Origin of the sequence: Allobosea eneae (genome assembly GCF_042657265.1) — a bacterium.
Taxonomy (GTDB): Bacteria; Pseudomonadota; Alphaproteobacteria; order Rhizobiales; family Beijerinckiaceae; genus Allobosea; species Allobosea eneae.
This window is the reverse complement of record NZ_JBHSLW010000076.1, coordinates 1-17083: the sequence shown is the minus strand read 5'-3', so window position 1 is coordinate 17083 and position 17083 is coordinate 1. Positions and strand designations below refer to the sequence as shown.

The window sequence follows — 17083 nt, the reverse complement described above, 5'->3', positions numbered from 1 at the left end:
ACCTCACCCCTCCACCAGCCTGCGCGCGATCACCTGCGCCTGGATTTCGGCCGCGCCCTCGAAGATGTTGAGGATGCGGGCGTCGCAGAGCACGCGGCTGACCGGGTATTCCAGCGCAAAGCCGTTGCCGCCATGGATCTGCAGGGCGTTGTCGGCCGCCGCCCAGGCGACGCGGGCCCCTAACAGCTTGGCCATGCCGGCTTCGAGATCGCAGCGCCGGTCGGCATCCTTCTCGCGGGCGGCGAAATAGGTGAGCTGGCGGGCGATGACGAGCTCGGCCGCCATCATGGCGAGCTTGTCGGCGACGCGCGGGAAGGCGATCAGCGGCTTGCCGAACTGGATGCGTTCCTGGGCGTAGCGCAGGCCGAGATCGAAGGCCGATTGCGCGACGCCGAGCGCGCGCGCCGCGGTCTGGATGCGGGCGGCCTCGAAAGTCTGCATCAACTGCTTGAAGCCCTGGCCCTCGACGCCGCCGAGCAGGTTCTCGCCCTTGACCTCGAAACCGTCGAAGGCGAGCTCATATTCCTTCATGCCGCGATAGCCGAGCACCTCGATCTCGCCGCCGGTCAGCCCCTCGACCGGGAACGGCTCGGCATCGGTGCCGCGCGGCTTTTCGGCGATCAGCATGGAGAGGCCGCGATAGCCCGGCGCGTCCGGATCGGTGCGGACCAGCAGCGTCATGATGTCGGCGCGGACCGGGTGGGTGATCCAGGTCTTGTTGCCGTAGACCTTCCAGGTATCGCCGTCCTTGACCGCCTTGGTGCGCAGCGAGGCGAGGTCGGAGCCGGTGTTGGGCTCGGTGAAGACCGCCGTCGGCAGGATCTCGCCGGAGGCGATCTTCGGCAGCCAATAGGCCTTCTGCTCGTCGGTGCCGCCGTTCAGGATCAGCTCGGCGGCGATCTCGGAGCGGGTGCCGAGCGAGCCGACGCCAATATAGCCGCGCGAAAGCTCCTCGGAGACGACGCACATCGAGACCTTCGACAGACCCATGCCGCCGAACTCCTCGGGGATGGTCAGGCCGAAGACGCCGAGCTCGGCCATCTGCTCGATCACCGGCAGCGGGATGTACTCGTTCTGAAGATGCCATTCATGGGCATGCGGCGTGACCTGCTGCTCGCAAAAGCGGCGCATCTCGGAGCGGATCGCTTCCAGCGTCTCGTCGAGACCGGGATCGCCGACGCTGGCGAGGCCTTGCGATTGGCTGAACAGGGCGACGAAGCGGGCGCGGTTTTCCGGTGTGTTGCCTTCGGCGATCAGTTGCTCGGCGGCGTCCGAGCAGGCGGCGGCGACGGCCTTGGCCGTGAGGCCGAGCGCCGGCAGACGGACGATCTCGCCCTGGCTCATCGGGATGCCGCCGAAGATCTGGGCGGCGTATTCGCCGGCGCCGATCCGGATCGCGTAGTCCTCGATCGCACCATAGCGATCCTCGGCCTGCAGGCGCTCGCCATAGGCCTTGAGTTCGCGCAGCGCCATCACATAGGTGGCCAGCCAGGAGAGGCCATGGGCGGCGTGCTGCTCCTGCTCGAGCTTGGCCGAGGAAATCCGGCCGTCGAGCAGTACCTTCTGCCTGACGGCGGCGACCGCTTCCTCCAGCAGAGCCTCGAAACCGGGCAAGGCGGCGGCGATCAGCGCTACGGCATTGACCTCGGAATCGGCCTTCAGGGCGGTGGCGGTCATGTCTCTCTCCCTTTGTTGCGGCGCAGCATAAGGGAAGAATCGCCGATCGCGAAAGCCGTCTTTTGGCGAAGGCTGGCACAAGCCCATCGATCCCCCAGCCCTCATCCTGAGGAGCCATTCCCATGGGAATGGCGTCTCGAAGGATGCTCCAGGAGGCTCCCCAACTCACTGGAGCATCCTTCGAGACGCAAGCTGTACTTGCTCCTCAGGATGAGGGGCTGTGAGTGCCCGTCCCTGCGACCGGCCGAGGCCATCGGCGGCGCCGCGTTAACCCGCCTTCAACCCTGACAAGGGATTATCGAACTGTCGCGAATTTGCATCATCCGGATTTGCGGCCATTCCGCTTTCGTCTTCTTGATATGAGGGCCTGGGTCAGTTGCGTCTGCGTCGGCGATCGAAGCGAGTGGGCTGGCAGCGTCTGCGCTGGGCGCTGGCGACGGTCGCGCCCTGGGCGCTCTCGGCCGGCATGCTGGTCTCCTTCACCGCCTCGGCCGGCCAGAATCCCGCCCCACTCGGCCCGCCAGGCTCGCTGATCGCGCGCACGGCCCCGGGGCCCCTCTCCGAACTGGCGGACGGCCCGTCGCTGCTCGTCGCCGCCAGCGCCTTCAATCTGCCGGAGCGTGCCTATGCCCGCCTCATCCAACCGGCGCGCCTCTCCTTCGAAACGCCCGAGCGGACCTTCGCGATCGATCCGCGCCAGCCGCGCGAGGACATGAAGCGCTCGGCCAGCGCCTTCCCGCAGGTCGACCGCAGCAGCAAGGGTGACCCGATCATATCGCTGCGCCCGACGCTGACCCGCAACGGCCCGCCCGGCGAGCTCGAACGGGTCGTCTTCGGCGACACCCAGCCGGGGCTGATCTCAGGCGGTTTTTCACTCGAGGCGCAAGAAAGCCCGGAGGAGCCGCCGCTCGGCTTCGAGCCCTTCCTGCGCGACGAGGGGGTCACCGACCCGGCCCTGTCGGAATCCTCGCCGGCCGCGGTGCCCAAGAGCGCCGCCGCGCCGCGAAACGGCGAACTCACTCCGGAAAACCTCGACGGCGCGACGCCGACGGTTCCCGCCGCGCTCGGCCAGTCCTCCAGCACACCGACCTCCACTGGCCTCGCTGGCGGCGCCTCGGCGACGCCGATGCAGATGGCTCCCGTCGCTGCCGAGCCGAAATCGCGCAGCCGGATCGCCAAGTCCGAGCGCGCGCCGGCCACCGACCTGCGCACCGTCGATCCCAACGAGAAGCAGATCTACACGAGCCTGATCGCGCCGGAGAACATGGCCAAGGAGCAGCGCTGCCTGGCCGAGGCGGTCTATTTCGAGGCGCGCTCGGAGGGCGAGCAGGGCCGCGCCGCAGTGGCGCAGGTCGTGCTCAACCGGGTCAAGAGCGGGCTCTACCCGAACACGGTCTGCGGCGCGGTCTACCAGAACGCCAGCCGCCATCTCGCCTGCCAGTTCACCTTCGCCTGCGAGGGCAAGTCGCTGCGCATCACCGAGCCCGGGCCCTGGCGCGACGCGGTCCGCATCGCCCGCGAGGTCTATGACGGCACGACCTATCTGGCGGAAGTCGGCGCCTCCACGCATTACCACGCAGACTACGTTCGTCCGTACTGGGCGCGGAAGCTGAAGAAGATGGACACGATCGGCCGGCACGTCTTCTACAAGCTGCGGCCGGGGCAGACATAAGACGAACTGTGAAACGAACAATCACATGGCAATGAGCGGGATTAACCGGGATTAGGCGGGACCAGCCGGAAAAGCGCAGCGCTGCAATGTGTTAGTCGGCGGCGGGCGGCGCGTTTAGTGCCATTTGATACTTCGCAGTTTTGAGCAGCAGAAATCGGGAAAGCCAGAAAGCCAGAAATCTGGTCAGCCGCTAACCCATTGAAATGCCGTCGCCGCGGCCCGCCGAACTGTCACGATTTTCCTGAGTGGCGCAGTTCAGCGTGACAGTTAGGAAAAACGAAGCAATTTCAAACGAGTGCGCCCAGAGATCGAGTTTCGTGCCCGATCTTGAACTGTCACGCTGAAACCGCTCTTCAAACGCCCTTCGTGCTCGGCCCGTACAGCGGCCCACCCGGAAACCGCACCGGCTCGGGAATGCAGACATCCTCCGGCGCCGGCCGCTCGCCGCATTTCCTGCAGACCAGGCGCTTGTGCAGCTCGTCGAGGCGATCGGCTTTGAGGACGCCGCGCATCAGCCGCCAGGGGATATGATGGGTCACCCTGCAAGTCGTACATCTGACCTCGAGCCGCTCGTGCCCGTCCACCATCGCATCGAGCACTGTCACATAGTCAGCCATCGCCTGGAGAGCAGCCCGATCAGAACCCCAGAAAGGCCGGTGATCGCGAGCCAGAGCAGGGAGCGGCCGCTTCGCTGGCGCGCCGCTTCATTCCAGTCCTGCCCTTCGGGCTCATGCATAGCTCGGCCGTTATCCAAGGATTCCACAGCTGACAGAATCTGTCAAAAATGTTCTTGTTCTGTTCTCATATGCGCGCTTTGATTGAGCCAGCCCGGGCGGCTGAGACCTGGGCGATCAGGAGAGTGCTCATGCGTAACAGAAAGAAGCAGGAGACCGTCGAGAATCTGACGTACTACGTTGTTCAAACCTATCGGGTCGCGGGGCGCAACGGCATTTCAGCCGACGATCCGATGCCCGCAAGAGATCGCGACCACGCCATGCGGCTCGTCGAGCGCTACAAGCCGCTGCGCGCCGGGGTCGTTGCCTTCTACCGCACCGGCAGCCCAGCGACCGGCGACTGGGAGGACGCCGTCATCATCGCCCGGCATGGCAAGTTGCCGGCCGGGGTCGATGGGCTGCGAGACGAAGATGAAGCTGATTTCGAGCGTCCCGATCTGGATGAGCGCGATTTGAAGGTCGCTTGAAGCTGGACGGCGGCCGAAAGGCCGCCGTTCATTTAGTGGATTGGATGAACAGCGGAATGGTCTCGCCGGATTTAACCGGGTTCGGCATCGTCATCTTGGCCGCGGCAGAACACTGCTCTTCCAGACGCTCAGGAGGCCAATGCGTGGAGATCGAATTCTCCGCCAAAGCTGTGATTTCGGCCTCGGTGATGCGCTCGAGCTGATCCGTTAGGCCGGCTAAGCCGATCGCGATCAGAAGCTGCCCGGTCACCGCGGGATTCAGCGCGAGGCCCTGGCATTTCTGGGCGACGACACTGCCTGCAGCACCGAGCTCGATGGCCTTTACCAGAAGCGGATGCCGTTCCTGCGCAGTCGCGCTTGTGACTACTAGGAGCATGACCAGAATCGCTTTTATCCTACGCTCCCCCGTCATATCTCTCCCCCCGCCCAAACTACCCGTCCTGCGACCTGAAGTGCTTCAGCATCCGGCGGTGACAGTGTCTCAGACTGGTATCGCTCATTGTCGCTGATCAGGACGATCGCGTTCTGCCACCCAATCGCGACGCGCTTCACCCTGACATTTGGCCCGTCGACCAGAACATAGATTCCATCGGCACGTGCGTGCTTGGGCCGGATGTCGACCAGGACGATCCAGCCATCCATGATCGTCGGCTCCATGCTGTCGCCATCAATTCCTAAGAAGCGAGCATACTTCTCTGGAAGACCCAGCCGTTGCAGCCAGGTGCGAGGGAATGGCAGTCGCTTCAGCTCATAAGGCCGCGCGTTCTCATAGCCTGGGCCTGCGGACGCGATCACCTCGAGCAGCGGAATCATCACAACGTCGGGGTCATCACTCGAATCTGAACCCCAATTCTGAGGGGCGTCGATGAACCCGGCTGTCAATTTCGGGTATGCCTCGGCCCCAAATACGAGTTCTTCGACAGACACTCCGCAGAACCGGCTGATTGCCGCAAGGCGAAACGCCGATGGCTCGCTCTCGCCACGGACATAGCGACCGAGGGTGCTCAAGGGCACATCTGAGCCGGCAGAGACGGCCGTTAGCCCTCCCTTGCCATTCACGACGTGGGTCAGTCGTTGCGCAAATTCGGCGAGCTGATCGCTCATATTCGGCATCTTGATCACATTCGGGTTGACGGGGCTTCCCACATTTGGCAGTTTGCCCACAAGCGGCACGCACAAGTGTGGTTAACACGCCAAATCCGGCGTGACGAATCGGATGAGCCCATGGCGATCAATTGGACCAAGCAACGGATCTTGTTCGAGCTGCGAGAACGCGGCCTGACTGCGTCCGAGATCGCGACGAAGGCGAATATCAGCCGGTTTACCGTCTACGGTGGCCTTGAGCGTCCTTACCCGAAAGTGAACGACCTCATTTCTGAGGCGCTCGGGGTGCCTCGTCAGGTCATCTGGCCCCAATTCTACGACGCGGATGGCAATCGGATCGGCGTGATCAACGCGACGAGGGCCGCCTGATGCGCGACGTCCTCAACCTCGGTGACCGGCCAGCAGATCAGGTTCCCGCCATTGCTGCATCGACGCAGCTGGAACACTTCACATTCATCGACATCGGCGCGATCGAGATCGAAGACCGACTGCGGCTGGTCGATCGCGACATCGTTGAGGCGATCGCGGCCTCGTTTGCAGAGGGGGCGACGCCCGCCGATCCCTATGCCGGGCAAAAGCAGCCGATTGCCGTCTCGGTGAGAGACGATGGCACGAATGGCGTGGTGCTCGTCGATGGCGAGCATCGGCTTGAAGCAGCCAAACTGCTCGGCTGGGATCGGATCAAGGTCATTGTCAGACGCCAGACGGCTGGCGAGCGGCGCAAGCATGAGATCCACGCCAATCTGATCCGGGCCGAGCTGACGATCCTGGACCGCAATGTCTTCATCGGCCGCTTGGCCGAGATCCACGAGGCGCAGAACGCCGACGCCCGCAATGGCGGCGATCGGAAATCCAAGAAATGGCGGGAGAAAAATCAGTTGGCCAACTTGGCCAACTGGTCGGCCTTCTCCAAGGAGGCAGCCCGCCGCACTGGCTTGGCAGAGCGCTCGATCCGCCGCGCCCGCGAGCTCGCGGGCAAGCTTTCGCCCGACGCCGTCACATTGATCCGCGGCACGAAAGTCGCTGACAACCAGGCGCAGCTGCAAGCGCTTGCCGAGCTCGATCCAGCAGATCAGGTGAAGGTCGCCCGCGAGATCGCCGAGGGCCGTGCCGCCAATCTCGCCACGGCCAAGGTTTCTGCTGGCATGGTGCCCGAGGGCGGCGCCGTCCGCGAGGCGGATCGCCCTCTCGCCCGCATCGAGCCGATGCTGATGCGGATGTCGCTGACAGACCTGCAGGCGCTTGCCTCCATGGTTGCGGCCCGCATCTCGGCGATGACGCCGCCGGCAAAGCCCAGCAAGTCCAAGAAGGGCGGTGCGGAATGAGCGGCTTGCGCTTCATCGCTTCTCAGATTCTTCGTGACCGGGCGGAGGAGATTTTGGCCGCAGAGCCGCTCTCAGAAACTCTGCGTTCAATAATCTTCGGAGCAGCGGGCGAACCTGGCCAGAGGCCCAGGCTTCCCCCTCCAGAAGCTGTCGCATCTGCTCGAGCTGCTGCGTCGCGTCTTCGCCGTACCCTGGCTCCGCCCAAGCGGTCGCAACGTCATGGAGATCGTCAATGATCTCCATCAGTTTCGCCTTATCGAGCACTCCGCTGTCAATCAGCGCCAGGGCGACAGCTGTTGCTGGCCAGAAAGCACCGTACGCGGTGTGCTGCACCGCGACCAGCTCACGATCAAGCTCTGCGGCCGCGGCGCGCCAGTCGTCGCTCATTCCAAGTTCCTCCGATGGGGTGAGTCGTGTCTCCCATCATGGCGGAAGCACGCGCGGCGGGGTCAATCCCCCCGATCTCGCCGCGCGTCGCGCCTGCGGAGGTGTGGCATGAGCGCCTCCGGCTTCGTCTCTCGCTTTCAGATTGGCGACATCGTCAGGATCGACGGCGACAAGGATCTGCGCGCCACCGTGATTGGCGTGCTCTTCCGCGCCGGACACGTCGAGTTCGAAGTGTCCTGGCTCTTCAATGGCGAAATCCGCAGTGCCTGGATCGCCAGCTTCCGGCTGGAGCGTCTGACGTGAAGCTCTGGCTGACCTCCTCCGAACTCGCCGATCTGGCCCTGCCCGGCATGCCGACGACGCGTCAGAACGTCGTGGAGCTGGCGAAGCGCGAGGACTGGGCTCGCTTCTCGGCGCTGTGCCGCCAGCGCTCCGGCCGCGGCGGCGGGCTTGAATACCATGTCAATCTGCTGCCGGTTGCGGCACGTGTGGCCTATTTCGGCGCTGAGGCACCGGCTCCTGCCGCCGGCGAGGCGCTCCAGGCCGCGCCAGAGCCGGCCGCAGGCTCGACCAGCGCGGCCACCCTGCAGCTCGATGCGCGCCTGGCCGTGCTCGGCGCGCTCAGGGCGTTCGTTCGGACGTCGGAGATGAAGCAGACGCTGGCGATCAGCTACTTCGTCGACCTCTACAATCTCGGGAAGGTCGAGGTTCCCGCCTGGGCCGCCGTTGTCTTGCCGCGGCTGTCTACCCGCACGCTGCTGCGTTGGCTCTCGGCCTCTCGCAACGGTGAAACCAGCCGCCTTGCGGTCGACCGCGGCGCCGGACGGCGCGGCCAGGGCGTGCTCGATGCCGCCTTCGACGGCGAGATCAAGCATTTCGCCATCGCCGTGCACTCGCTCAACGACCTCTATACCGCCAGCCACATCTACGGGGCGGTGAAGGGCGAGTTCGAAGCGCGCCTTGAGCAGGCTGGCATTCCGCTCCCCGGCCAGCGGGCCTTTGAAATCCGCTTCAATGCCTGGAAGCAGGAATACGCCGCCGGCCTCCTCAAGATGATGGACCCGGACGGCTTCCGCTCAAAGATGAAGGTCTCCGGTTCCTACGCGCATCTGGCGCCGCACCTGAACGCGCTCTGGCAGATCGACGCCTCGCCGGTCGATGCCATGTGCGTCGACGGCCGCCACTCGATCTATGTCTGCATCGACTACTGGTCGCGCCGGATCATCCTGTTCGTCTCGAAGACGCCGCGCTCGGAAGCCGTGCAGCTGCTGATGCGCAAGGCGATCCTCGCCTGGGGCGTGCCGGACGCGGTGAAGACCGACAATGGCTCGGATTTCGTCGCCCGCGCCACGGTCCGGCTCTTCGCCCGCCTGCAGATCGAGGCCATCCGCTCCGATGCCTTCTCGCCCTGGCAGAAGGGCGTCGTCGAGCGCAACATCCGCACATTCCAGACCGATTGTGCCCGCATGCTGCCGGGCTTCGTCGGCCACAATGTCGCCCAGCGCAAGAAGATCGAGGGGCGCAAGGCCTTCTCGCAGCGTCTCGGACAGGAAAACGACGCCTTCAACGTCACCCTGACGGGCGAGGCCCTGCAGGCGATCTGCGACCATTGGGCGGCCGACATCTACGCCCATCACGAGCATGGCGGCATCGGCAAGATGACGCCCTTCGCCAAGGTGGCGTCCTCGACACGCTCGATTCGCACCGTCGATGCCGACACACTGGCGGCGCTGCTGATGCAGGCGCCCGATGGCGACGGGTATCGCACGGTCGGCAAGAGCGGCGTCAGGGTGAACGGCTTCCATTACCAGCCGATGGGCATCCTGCCCGGCGAGCGCGTCTTCGTCATGCTCGATCCGGCCGACAAGGGCACGATCTGGCTGTTCGCCGATGAGAGCCTGGACCGTCCGCTCGGGCGCGCCGTCAACGGCGAGCTCGCTGGTGTCGACCCTGTCGAGTTGCAGGCGCAGCGCAAGGCGATGCAGGCCCGCATGGTCGAGGAGCAGATGGCCGAGGCCAAGGCCATGCTGCGCTCCAAGCGCGTCACCGACCGCACCGTCCTGGACCATCGGCTGGCGCAGGCGGCAGCCCGCGCCGGCAACCTGCTTGCTTTCCCGCAGCGCGCCGAACCGCACAGCACTCCGGCGCTCGACGCCGGCGCCGAGGTCGCGGCCTTGCGCCGCGGTGAAGCCCCGCCAGCCGCCCCGCTCTCGGAGGCCGCGGCGAAAGTTCATCGCGAGCTGCTCGAATCGCCGGCTGCGGCCCCGGCCGAGCCGAAGGTCATGCAGCTGCGCCCGCAGGAGACCGCGCGCCAGCGCTTCCGGCGCGCCCTCAGCATCGAGGCGGCGATCGCCGCCGGCGACCAAGTCGCGACCGAGGATGCGCTCTGGCTCGGCAGCTACCGCACCAGCGCCGAGTACCGCTCGGAGAAGGCGCTTGCGGAGGATTTCGGAGAGGCGGCGTTGCGTTAGGCCCCGCCCAAAAAAGAGCCGCGGCGAACCGGGGCAGATCAATCAGATCAACGACGAGGATACGATGAGTTCACCAGATTACAAGCCGAAGGGATCGCTGGCGCCGCTGAAGAACGTCGCCGCGATGCTGACGCTGGCCGAGCGCCTGATCGAGCGTCCGCCGCATCTTCCCGGTCTCGGCGTCTTCAACGGCTATTCGGGCTTCGGCAAGACCTTTGCCGCGATCTATCTCCAGAACAGGAAGAACGCCCTGCGCGTCGAGATCGGCGACAGCTGGACCCGGTTGACCCTGATCCGGGCCATCATGAAGGAGCTCGGCGTCCACGATCCCAAGGGCACCGTGCCGCGCCTGACAGAGATGGCGATCGAGCGGCTGGCCGAGCCCGGCCACCCGCCGCTGCTGATCGACGAGGCCGACAAGGCCGTCGACAAGGGCTTCATCGAGATCATCCGCGAGATCCACGAGGCCACCCAGGTGCCGATCATCCTGATCGGGGAGGAGGAGCTGCCGAGCAAGCTCCAGCGCTCGGAGCGCACCCATAACCGCGTGCTCGAATGGGTCGCCGCCCAGCCCTGCGACCTGGAAGACACCGAGCTGCTCGCCAAGCTCTTCGTGCCTGCGGCGCTGCGCTATTCCGAGGCCTTCCTGGAGCGCAACCGCCGCAAATCCGGTGGCCGCGCCCGCCGCATCACCGTGAACCTCGAAAAGGCGGTGGAATGGGCGCGCATCCATGCCGTCGCCGAGCTCGACGGCTTCCCGGATGACCAGTTCTACACCGGCGAGCCGCCGGCGCGCAGCCGGAGGGCGGCATGAAGCGCACCGCACCCACCGCCGCCCTGCCGCGCGGCCCGCTGCACTACTGGAAGGAGATGGTGGCGATGAGCCGGCGCGGCGGCTTCACCATCACCGACGTGCACAAGGCCAGCAACGGCCGCTCGCGCCAGACGATCAAGGACTACGTCCTGTTCTGCGCCGAGCAGGGCCATATCGCTCTCGTCGGCGACCAGCCGACGATCAAGAACCGCAAGGCCAACATCTACAAGGTCCGCGACCTCCGCGCTCCGGCGCCGGTCCAGCGCCGGCCGGACTTCGCCGACGATCGCGGCCGCCGGGCTCAGCAGCTCTGGACCGCGATCCGGGCGCTCCGCCAGTTCACCATCCGCGAGCTCGCCGTGGCTGCCTCGACCGACGCCGTGCCGGTGACGGTGAAGCGTGCCCGCGAATATGTCGGCACGCTCGCAGGCGCGGGCTATCTCGCCGAAGTCGGGCATCGTGCCCATCCCGGCCTGATTGCCCGTTGGCGGCTGCTGCCGGCCAAGAACACCGGCCCGAAGGCGCCCGCGACGCTGGCCGGCGGCACCATCCTCTACGATCGCAATTTGGAGCAGGCCGTTAACCTTAACGATCTGGCCGGGAGGGCGGCATGAACCGCTCCTCCCATGTCGATCAGGTCGAGAAGGCTCGTCTGGCTTGGGGCGAGGCGATGCCGGTCGAGGTCGCGGTGCTGGCACAGGCCTGCAAGACCCGCACCTCGCGCGCCGTCGCCCGCCAGCTCGGCTATTCCGACGCGACGATCTCCTACGTGCTCGCCAACAAGTACCAGGCGGGCGACCAGGACAAGCTCTTCGCCAAGATCCGCGGCGCGCTGATGGGCGAGACCGTCATGTGCCCGATCCTGGACGAGATCGGTCGCGATCGCTGCCTCTCCGAGCAGGCCAAGCCCTTCGCGGCGACGAACTCGACCCGCGCCCGGCTCTTCCATGCCTGCCGCGTCTGCCCCAACCGCCAGCAGAAGGACGTCGCCTGATGTTCCGATCAGCCTTCAAGCTCGTTTGCATCAGCCTCGTCCCGCTCGGCGGCTTCGTCGCCGGCGCGATGCTGCACTTCGTCAGGAACCCGGAGGTCTACGCCTTCGTGCTGATCGCGGGCACTTGCGCCAGCCTGGCCGGCGCCATCGGCTTCGCCCAGCTCGATCGCGAGGAGGCGGTCCGCCACGCTCGCCATCTCGGCCGCGTTCCGGCGCTGCCGGGCCGGGAGGGCTGAGCCATGCAGGCAAAGCCTCTCTCCGCCGATCTGCGCGAGCTGCGTAACCTCTTCCGCACCTATGTCGCCTCCCACCAGCGTCCGACGATCGACGCCTGCCGCGATCTCACGGTGTCCCTGTGCCTGCTCGCCGAAAAGGCCGAGCACCTCGAGCAGCGCGCCGCCGATGCCGACGAGATGGAGGCGATTGCCCGCGATCTCGACATCGTCGCCAGTGCCGCCGCCTCGCCCTCGCTCGAACAGGCTTTGAGGGCCCAGCAGGCGCAGATCCAGCGCCAGCTGGACGGCGTCGGGCCGGTGCATGTCCTGAGACCCGGCCTTGCCGCTCTCGCCATGCCGATCGGCGACAGCAACGTCGTCAGCTTCCCGCGGGCGCCACGTCCGGCCGGCCGCGACGACGGAGGCCACGCGGCATGAGCGAGCGCCACGTCACCTTCGACATGATTGTCCAGGCAGTCGGCGCCGTCGCCGGCATCACCCACCACGAGATCATGGTTGCTGGCCGCGCCGGCGCCGATGAGCGGGTCCATCTCCGCTACGCCTGCTGGTGGCTCGCCAGCAAGATGACGTCGTTGGGTCCGAGCGCCGTAGGCCGCCTTTCGGGCGGTCGCGACCACACCATGGTCATCCACGGCCAACGCCGGGCCGAGGAGCTCCGTGCCACGAGCGAGAGCTTCCGCCTGTCGACGGACGCGCTCCTCGGCACGCTGCAGGCGCTCGAGCGCGCCGGCTTGCTGCGCTTCGCCGTCACGATCGACCCGCTCGCCACCGCCCGGCGCGTGCTCTCGGCGCCCGAGCGCGAGGCCGTCCGCGTCTCGACTTACGAGATCGTCGCCATGTCCCGTCTCATCGTCGAGCAGGCCGATGGCGACCCTTCCGAACCTTCAACCGAGGAGACCGCTCATGCAGCTTGACAACGCTTCCTCCCTGCCTGGCAGCGAGAACGAAACCTCTCTGGCCCGCCAGGCACCCACCGTCGCTAGCGGCATCGTCGATGTCGGTGGCCAGCCGCACATGCGCGACGCAAAGGGTCGGCTCGTCCCGGTCGAGCTGGTGAAGCCGGCCGACAAGCTCGAGGACGAGATGGTGCGCAAGGTCATGGCCTTCGCGCTCGATCTCTCGGCCCAGGTCGCCCGCTTCAAGGAGCACACTTTCGCCGATCTCAACGGCTTCCAGCAGCTGCTGGAGCAGGATTACGGCGCCCGCGCTGGTGGCGAGAAGGGCAACGTCACCTTCCAGACGGTCGACGGGCTGATGCAGGTCAAGGTCCAGATCGCCGACCTGATCGAGTTCGGGCCGCAGCTCCAGCAGGCCAAGGCGCTGATCGACGAATGTCTGGTCGAATGGGGAGCCGACAGCCGGCCGGAGATCCGCGCCATCGTCTCACGCGCCTTCGCCGTCGAGAGGGAAGGCCAGATCAACAAGGCCAACCTCTTCCTGCTGCTGAAGCTCGACATCGGCGACGAGCGCTGGACGCGGGCGATGACGGCGATCCGCGACGCGATCCGGGTCACCGGCACGAAGGAATATGTCCGCTTTTACCAGCGCCGGCGCCCGCAAGACCGCTTCGAAACGGTCACTATCGATCTCGCGGCGGCGTGAGGTGGGCGATGGCATCACCCCGCAGCAGCATCGACATCGAGAAGCTCGCCGACCTGCGTGAGCGCCGCGGCTGGTCGGTAAAGCGCATCGCCGAAGCGATGGGCAAATCTCCCGGCGCGATCGCCTGGCAGTGCCTACGCCATGCGATCGAACCGCCCCAGGGAACACGTACTCGCGACGCCTTCCGCCCCGTCGTTGCGGTAAAGCGCGGCAACCACATCGTCCGCGGGTTCACGGCCGAGGAAGACAAGATCATCGAGCAGATGTCGCTCAACGGGGCGACGGACAGCGAGATCGGGCGCTGCCTCGGCCGAAAGCCCAACTCGATCACCGGCAGGCTAATGACGCTCGCGCGCCGGCAGGCCCGTGCGGAGGCCTGACCATGTGGCTCCGCGGCAAGACCTTCAGCCACGAACCCGGGCCAGTCGACGACTTCGCCCGGGAGGCCCTCGTCGGGGTCCGCACCTTCGACCACGAGCTGGGCGAGCTCGCCTTCAAGGCCCGCGTCGTCGGCCCGTCCAGCTGCTCGCATCTGCGCGTCCGCGCCGATGACGGACTGATCTTCATCGTGCCGGCGGCCGATTGCCGGCTTCTTCCCGAGGAAACGACATGACGACCGAAGCCGACAAGGCGCGCCTGGTCGCGCTCACCAACAAGCTTGCGCTGGCGAACACCGAAACGCTGGTGACGCTGACGAACGTGCTGACCCCCGAATTCGGCCCGCTCAATGCGGTGACGGTCACGGTCGACGCGTCGTTGATGGCGGCAGTGGCCCTGCTCGATAGCGCAGTCCTATCCGGCACGATCGAGCCGACCATGCCGACACCGGACGCGCTGCGGCGCCGACTCGACTACATCCTGTCGCTGTCCGATCGCTATCACCATCGACGCCCAGATGGATCGTTCGATCCCGCCGGCGTCGCGCTGAACTGAGGGGGCATCGGTGTCCGTCCTCCTCTCCCGCGCCCAGTTCGACCAATGCCGCTGGATCGTCTGCGAGGCCGTCGTGCCACGCCGCGGCGAGCGGCCTGACATCTTCGGCGGCCGCCGCGTCTGCGGCGCCGCCACCATCTGGCCGACCTCCTACTGCGCCCAGCACGTCCTGCGCGTCTACGCCGGCGCCCCCGAGATCCGGACCGGCAGCGACGTCACCACCCGCAGCGCCCCGCCGGCGCCCGACCAGCAACCCGAACTCATGGAGATGTTCGGATGAGCGCCTTCGACGATCTCGACGAAACCACCTTCCAGGCGCTCGTTCCTTCGGCGCCGAAGCTCAAGGCCGACGTCAAGCTCTCCTTCGTCACTTTCAAGGCGACGACGCCGGCGAAGCTGCAGATTGCGTTCAAGGCCGAGGTGCTGGCGGAAATCGGCGGCCCGCGCTTCGAGATCGGCTGGAATGCGCCGAAGCGCCTGCTCCTCATCAAGGCGAAGGATCAGGGACCGTTCGAGGCCGCGTCCGCGCCGCACGGCAAGACGCTGCTCCTGCGCATGGCGCCGCCGCCCGGCATCGTCGCTGGCGAGACCGCGACCGAGCCGGAGTATTATCTCGATGCCATCGGCAAGCGCCTGCTGATTGAGGTGCCGATAGAGTTCGGCCGTCGCCTAGCGCTTCCCGCGCCTGGGCAGCCGCCGGCCGTATCGCCGAAGGCGAAGCCGGTGCAGATACCGGCTGCCGAACTTGAAGCTGGCAATCGCGAAATCCTGCGGGCGCTCGGCGTCACCGAGAACTTTCCCCGTGAGGTCGGCGGCGTGAAGTTCCAGCCTGCGGAGGCTCGCATGCTGGAGGCGCTCTATCGCGGTACCGAGCTGACGATGGAGGCGCTGCTTGCTGCGACCCACGACCCCAAGGACGGCGATGATGATCGAGAGGTCAAGGTCGTCGATGTCTGGCTTTGCAAGATGAGGCCAAAGCTGGCGCAGCTCGACCTCGTCGTTAAGACGATCTGGGGTGGCAAGCGCGCCCTCGATGCAGCCTCGAAGGGTCGTCTGCGCGAGCTGCTGCGCGAAGCGGGAACCGAGGCATGAGCCCGCGCGAGCGCCTTCGCGGCAAGATCGCTGCCCTGCAGGCGAAGACCGAGGCCAGCGGCTGCACCGAAGCCGAGGCTATGGCTGCGGCCGCGCTAGCCGCCCGGCTGATGGCGGAGCACGGCTTCGACCAGGCCGAGATCGAGATGACCGAGGCGACGGCGCCCGACAGCTCGATCCGAACGACAAACCGTACGACCTGGCGCGACAAGCTCTCGGCCGCGATCGCCTTCTATACCAACTGCGCCATGCTGATCCGCAGCAATCAGGGCGACATCCTGTTCGTCGGCCGCGAGCCCGGTCCGGATATCGCCGCCTATCTGCGCGATGTCTGCTTCGGCGCTGTCGACCGCGCCTTGCGCGAGTTCAAGACAACGCCGTTCTATGCCCGTCGCCGCAAGCTCTCGACCCGGCGCGCCGCAGCGGCCGATTTCGTCGACGGCATGGTGTTGCGCCTGTCCGTCCGCCTTGGCGAGCTGTTCAAGCCGGTCCGGAACGAGGCCGCGCGGCAGGAAGCGAAGCAGGCCCTGGCGAAGCGTGAGCCGGGTGCCGTTCTTGTGCCGCTGAAGGATCGGAAGGAACGCTATGCCGGCGCCGGCAGCGCCGGTTGGCGCGCCGGCGCTGATGTCGGTCTGCACCACGGCGTCGGCGGCTCCGCCGCGCCGCTGGCGATCGAGGACCGCTCATGACCGGCCCGAGGATCTCGCTCGCCGAACAGATCGAGTCGGTGCGCTTCGCCGAGACGCGCCAGCGCGCGCTGAACGACGGCAAGGCGATCAAGGAGCTGCGCGGCGTGCAGTTCGGCAAGCGAGATATCGAACGGCTCAATGCGGCCGCCCGCTCGCTTGAGGCCCTGAAGGAGTACGCCGACGAGATGCGAGCCTTCCTGAAGCTGCCGGCCGAGGCCCGCGAAGCCGTGCTCCGCCATGGCGAGACGATGGCGCAGATGTGCATCGAGCTCGCGAAACGCGAGGCGATCGCCAAGGCGGGAGGGCCGACGCGATGATGGGCCTGACGCCGCGCCAGGCCGACTGCCTGGCCTTCATCCGCGAGCGCCTCGGGGCCGGCCAGGTCGCGCCGTCATACGAGGAGATCGCGGCGCATCTGGGCATCGTCAAGAGCAACGCCCATCGCATGGTCCATGCGTTGGCGGAGCGCGGACATATCCGGATGATCCGCAACCGCGAGCGCTCGATCGCACTGGTCGAGGATGGCATGACGAAGCCCATGGAGGCCGGGCTCTCCCTGCTCGCGCGCATCACCGGCAAGAGCCGCGACCAGCTTATCGCCCAGGCGGTCGATGAGTTCCTCGAGCGGCAGGTGCGGGGATGAGCTGGCGCTTCGGCGACCTTACTCCGATGTCGTTCGACTTCGTCATGGTGGATTTCCCATGGCGCTTCGAGGCGTGGAGCGAGGCCGGCAAGAAGCAAAAGGCACCGGAGGCGCACTACACAACGCTGTCCATCGAGCAGTGCGCGGCCTTCCCGATCGCCGACCTCGGCCGCGGCGATGCCCTCTACTGGATCTGGGCCACGCACCCCATGATCGATCAGCAGATCAGCCTCTGTCGCCGGC

Annotated in this window: 26 protein-coding genes and 1 pseudogene; 22 read left to right on the top strand and 5 right to left on the bottom strand. The window is 66.4% G+C overall.

What is annotated here, in order from left to right:
* Positions 1–3: 3 nt before the first annotated feature.
* Positions 4–1677 (bottom strand): acyl-CoA dehydrogenase family protein, encoded by a 1674-nt coding sequence (locus tag ACFPOB_RS27720; protein WP_377801487.1) that lies wholly within the window; start codon positions 1675–1677, stop codon positions 4–6.
* A gap of 403 nt (positions 1678–2080) precedes the next feature.
* Between ACFPOB_RS27720 and ACFPOB_RS27715 the strand changes: the two genes are divergently transcribed.
* Entirely contained in the window at positions 2081–3349 is a 1269-nt protein-coding gene (locus tag ACFPOB_RS27715) for a cell wall hydrolase (RefSeq protein WP_377801486.1), read from the top strand.
* Positions 3350–3702: 353 nt separating this feature from the next.
* Here the strand turns inward: ACFPOB_RS27715 and ACFPOB_RS27710 are convergent, their stop codons facing one another.
* Entirely contained in the window at positions 3703–3966 is a 264-nt protein-coding gene (locus ACFPOB_RS27710; RefSeq protein WP_377801485.1) for a hypothetical protein, read from the bottom strand.
* A 248-nt stretch (positions 3967–4214) separates the two neighbouring features.
* Between ACFPOB_RS27710 and ACFPOB_RS27705 the strand changes: the two genes are divergently transcribed.
* A complete protein-coding gene (locus ACFPOB_RS27705) occupies positions 4215–4550 on the top strand; it encodes a hypothetical protein (RefSeq protein WP_377801484.1) in 336 nt (111 codons plus the stop codon).
* A 28-nt stretch (positions 4551–4578) separates the two neighbouring features.
* Here ACFPOB_RS27705 and ACFPOB_RS27700 read toward each other — a convergent pair whose 3' ends face one another.
* Complete coding sequence (locus tag ACFPOB_RS27700; protein ID WP_377801483.1) at positions 4579–4926, bottom strand: hypothetical protein; 348 nt, start codon at positions 4924–4926, stop codon at positions 4579–4581.
* Between the two features lie 32 nt (positions 4927–4958).
* Positions 4959–5654, bottom strand: a complete 696-nt coding sequence (locus tag ACFPOB_RS27695) for an XRE family transcriptional regulator (protein WP_377801482.1) — start codon at positions 5652–5654, stop codon at positions 4959–4961.
* Between the two features lie 120 nt (positions 5655–5774).
* Between ACFPOB_RS27695 and ACFPOB_RS27690 the strand changes: the two genes are divergently transcribed.
* Together ACFPOB_RS27690 and ACFPOB_RS27685 are read left to right on the top strand one after the other, a co-directional pair.
* The gene (locus ACFPOB_RS27690) at positions 5775–6023 is read left to right on the top strand and encodes a helix-turn-helix domain-containing protein (RefSeq protein ID WP_377801481.1); all 249 of its coding nucleotides are present in this window, start codon (positions 5775–5777) and stop codon (positions 6021–6023) included.
* Complete coding sequence (locus ACFPOB_RS27685) at positions 6023–6979, top strand: ParB/RepB/Spo0J family partition protein (RefSeq protein WP_377801480.1); 957 nt, start codon at positions 6023–6025, stop codon at positions 6977–6979. The genes ACFPOB_RS27690 and ACFPOB_RS27685 overlap by 1 nt, the downstream gene beginning before the upstream one ends.
* Before the next feature lie 12 nt (positions 6980–6991).
* Here the strand turns inward: ACFPOB_RS27685 and ACFPOB_RS27680 are convergent, their stop codons facing one another.
* Positions 6992–7366, bottom strand: a complete 375-nt coding sequence (locus ACFPOB_RS27680) for a hypothetical protein (RefSeq protein ID WP_377801479.1) — start codon at positions 7364–7366, stop codon at positions 6992–6994.
* Between the two features lie 108 nt (positions 7367–7474).
* Here ACFPOB_RS27680 and ACFPOB_RS27675 point away from each other — a divergent pair, with 108 nt between their 5' ends.
* From ACFPOB_RS27675 to ACFPOB_RS27590, 18 genes and pseudogenes are all read left to right on the top strand, one after another.
* Positions 7475–7669 (top strand): hypothetical protein, encoded by a 195-nt coding sequence (locus tag ACFPOB_RS27675; RefSeq protein WP_377801478.1) that lies wholly within the window; start codon positions 7475–7477, stop codon positions 7667–7669.
* Positions 7666–9837, top strand: coding sequence for a DDE-type integrase/transposase/recombinase (locus ACFPOB_RS27670; RefSeq protein ID WP_377801477.1), 2172 nt, complete (start codon positions 7666–7668; stop codon positions 9835–9837). The genes ACFPOB_RS27675 and ACFPOB_RS27670 overlap by 4 nt, the downstream gene beginning before the upstream one ends.
* Before the next feature lie 64 nt (positions 9838–9901).
* Positions 9902–10651 (top strand): AAA family ATPase, encoded by a 750-nt coding sequence (locus tag ACFPOB_RS27665; RefSeq protein WP_377801476.1) that lies wholly within the window; start codon positions 9902–9904, stop codon positions 10649–10651.
* On the top strand, positions 10648–11265 hold the full coding sequence (locus ACFPOB_RS27660; protein WP_377801475.1) for a hypothetical protein: 618 nt from the start codon (positions 10648–10650) through the stop codon (positions 11263–11265). Before ACFPOB_RS27665 ends, ACFPOB_RS27660 begins: the two co-directional genes overlap by 4 nt.
* A complete protein-coding gene (locus ACFPOB_RS27655; RefSeq protein WP_377801474.1) occupies positions 11262–11645 on the top strand; it encodes a transcriptional regulator in 384 nt (127 codons plus the stop codon). Before ACFPOB_RS27660 ends, ACFPOB_RS27655 begins: the two co-directional genes overlap by 4 nt.
* Positions 11645–11881, top strand: coding sequence for a hypothetical protein (locus tag ACFPOB_RS27650; RefSeq protein WP_377801473.1), 237 nt, complete (start codon positions 11645–11647; stop codon positions 11879–11881). The genes ACFPOB_RS27655 and ACFPOB_RS27650 overlap by 1 nt, the downstream gene beginning before the upstream one ends.
* Positions 11882–11884: 3 nt before the next feature.
* A complete protein-coding gene (locus ACFPOB_RS27645; protein WP_377801472.1) occupies positions 11885–12298 on the top strand; it encodes a hypothetical protein in 414 nt (137 codons plus the stop codon).
* Positions 12295–12795, top strand: coding sequence for a helix-turn-helix domain-containing protein (locus tag ACFPOB_RS27640; RefSeq protein ID WP_377801471.1), 501 nt, complete (start codon positions 12295–12297; stop codon positions 12793–12795). The genes ACFPOB_RS27645 and ACFPOB_RS27640 overlap by 4 nt, the downstream gene beginning before the upstream one ends.
* 100 nt (positions 12796–12895) lie before the next feature.
* On the top strand, positions 12896–13483 hold the full coding sequence (locus tag ACFPOB_RS27635) for a DUF3164 family protein (protein WP_377801656.1): 588 nt from the start codon (positions 12896–12898) through the stop codon (positions 13481–13483).
* Positions 13484–13491: 8 nt separating this feature from the next.
* Complete coding sequence (locus tag ACFPOB_RS27630; RefSeq protein ID WP_377801470.1) at positions 13492–13863, top strand: hypothetical protein; 372 nt, start codon at positions 13492–13494, stop codon at positions 13861–13863.
* A gap of 2 nt (positions 13864–13865) precedes the next feature.
* Positions 13866–14096, top strand: a complete 231-nt coding sequence (locus ACFPOB_RS27625) for a hypothetical protein (protein WP_377801469.1) — start codon at positions 13866–13868, stop codon at positions 14094–14096.
* A complete protein-coding gene (locus tag ACFPOB_RS27620) occupies positions 14093–14416 on the top strand; it encodes a hypothetical protein (protein ID WP_377801468.1) in 324 nt (107 codons plus the stop codon). The genes ACFPOB_RS27625 and ACFPOB_RS27620 overlap by 4 nt, the downstream gene beginning before the upstream one ends.
* A gap of 10 nt (positions 14417–14426) precedes the next feature.
* Positions 14427–14696 (top strand): hypothetical protein, encoded by a 270-nt coding sequence (locus tag ACFPOB_RS27615; protein WP_377801467.1) that lies wholly within the window; start codon positions 14427–14429, stop codon positions 14694–14696.
* Positions 14693–15508: a hypothetical protein gene (locus ACFPOB_RS27610; RefSeq protein ID WP_377801466.1), complete on the top strand. Its 816-nt coding sequence runs from the start codon at positions 14693–14695 to the stop codon at positions 15506–15508. Before ACFPOB_RS27615 ends, ACFPOB_RS27610 begins: the two co-directional genes overlap by 4 nt.
* Complete coding sequence (locus tag ACFPOB_RS27605; RefSeq protein WP_377801465.1) at positions 15505–16197, top strand: DUF7168 domain-containing protein; 693 nt, start codon at positions 15505–15507, stop codon at positions 16195–16197. Before ACFPOB_RS27610 ends, ACFPOB_RS27605 begins: the two co-directional genes overlap by 4 nt.
* Complete coding sequence (locus ACFPOB_RS27600) at positions 16194–16514, top strand: hypothetical protein (protein WP_377801464.1); 321 nt, start codon at positions 16194–16196, stop codon at positions 16512–16514. Before ACFPOB_RS27605 ends, ACFPOB_RS27600 begins: the two co-directional genes overlap by 4 nt.
* The gene (locus tag ACFPOB_RS27595) at positions 16511–16840 is read left to right on the top strand and encodes a LexA family protein (RefSeq protein WP_377801463.1); all 330 of its coding nucleotides are present in this window, start codon (positions 16511–16513) and stop codon (positions 16838–16840) included. Before ACFPOB_RS27600 ends, ACFPOB_RS27595 begins: the two co-directional genes overlap by 4 nt.
* A pseudogene (locus ACFPOB_RS27590) lies at positions 16837–17083 on the top strand (MT-A70 family methyltransferase); the annotation flags it as partial. The gene ACFPOB_RS27595 and the pseudogene ACFPOB_RS27590, both read left to right, overlap by 4 nt.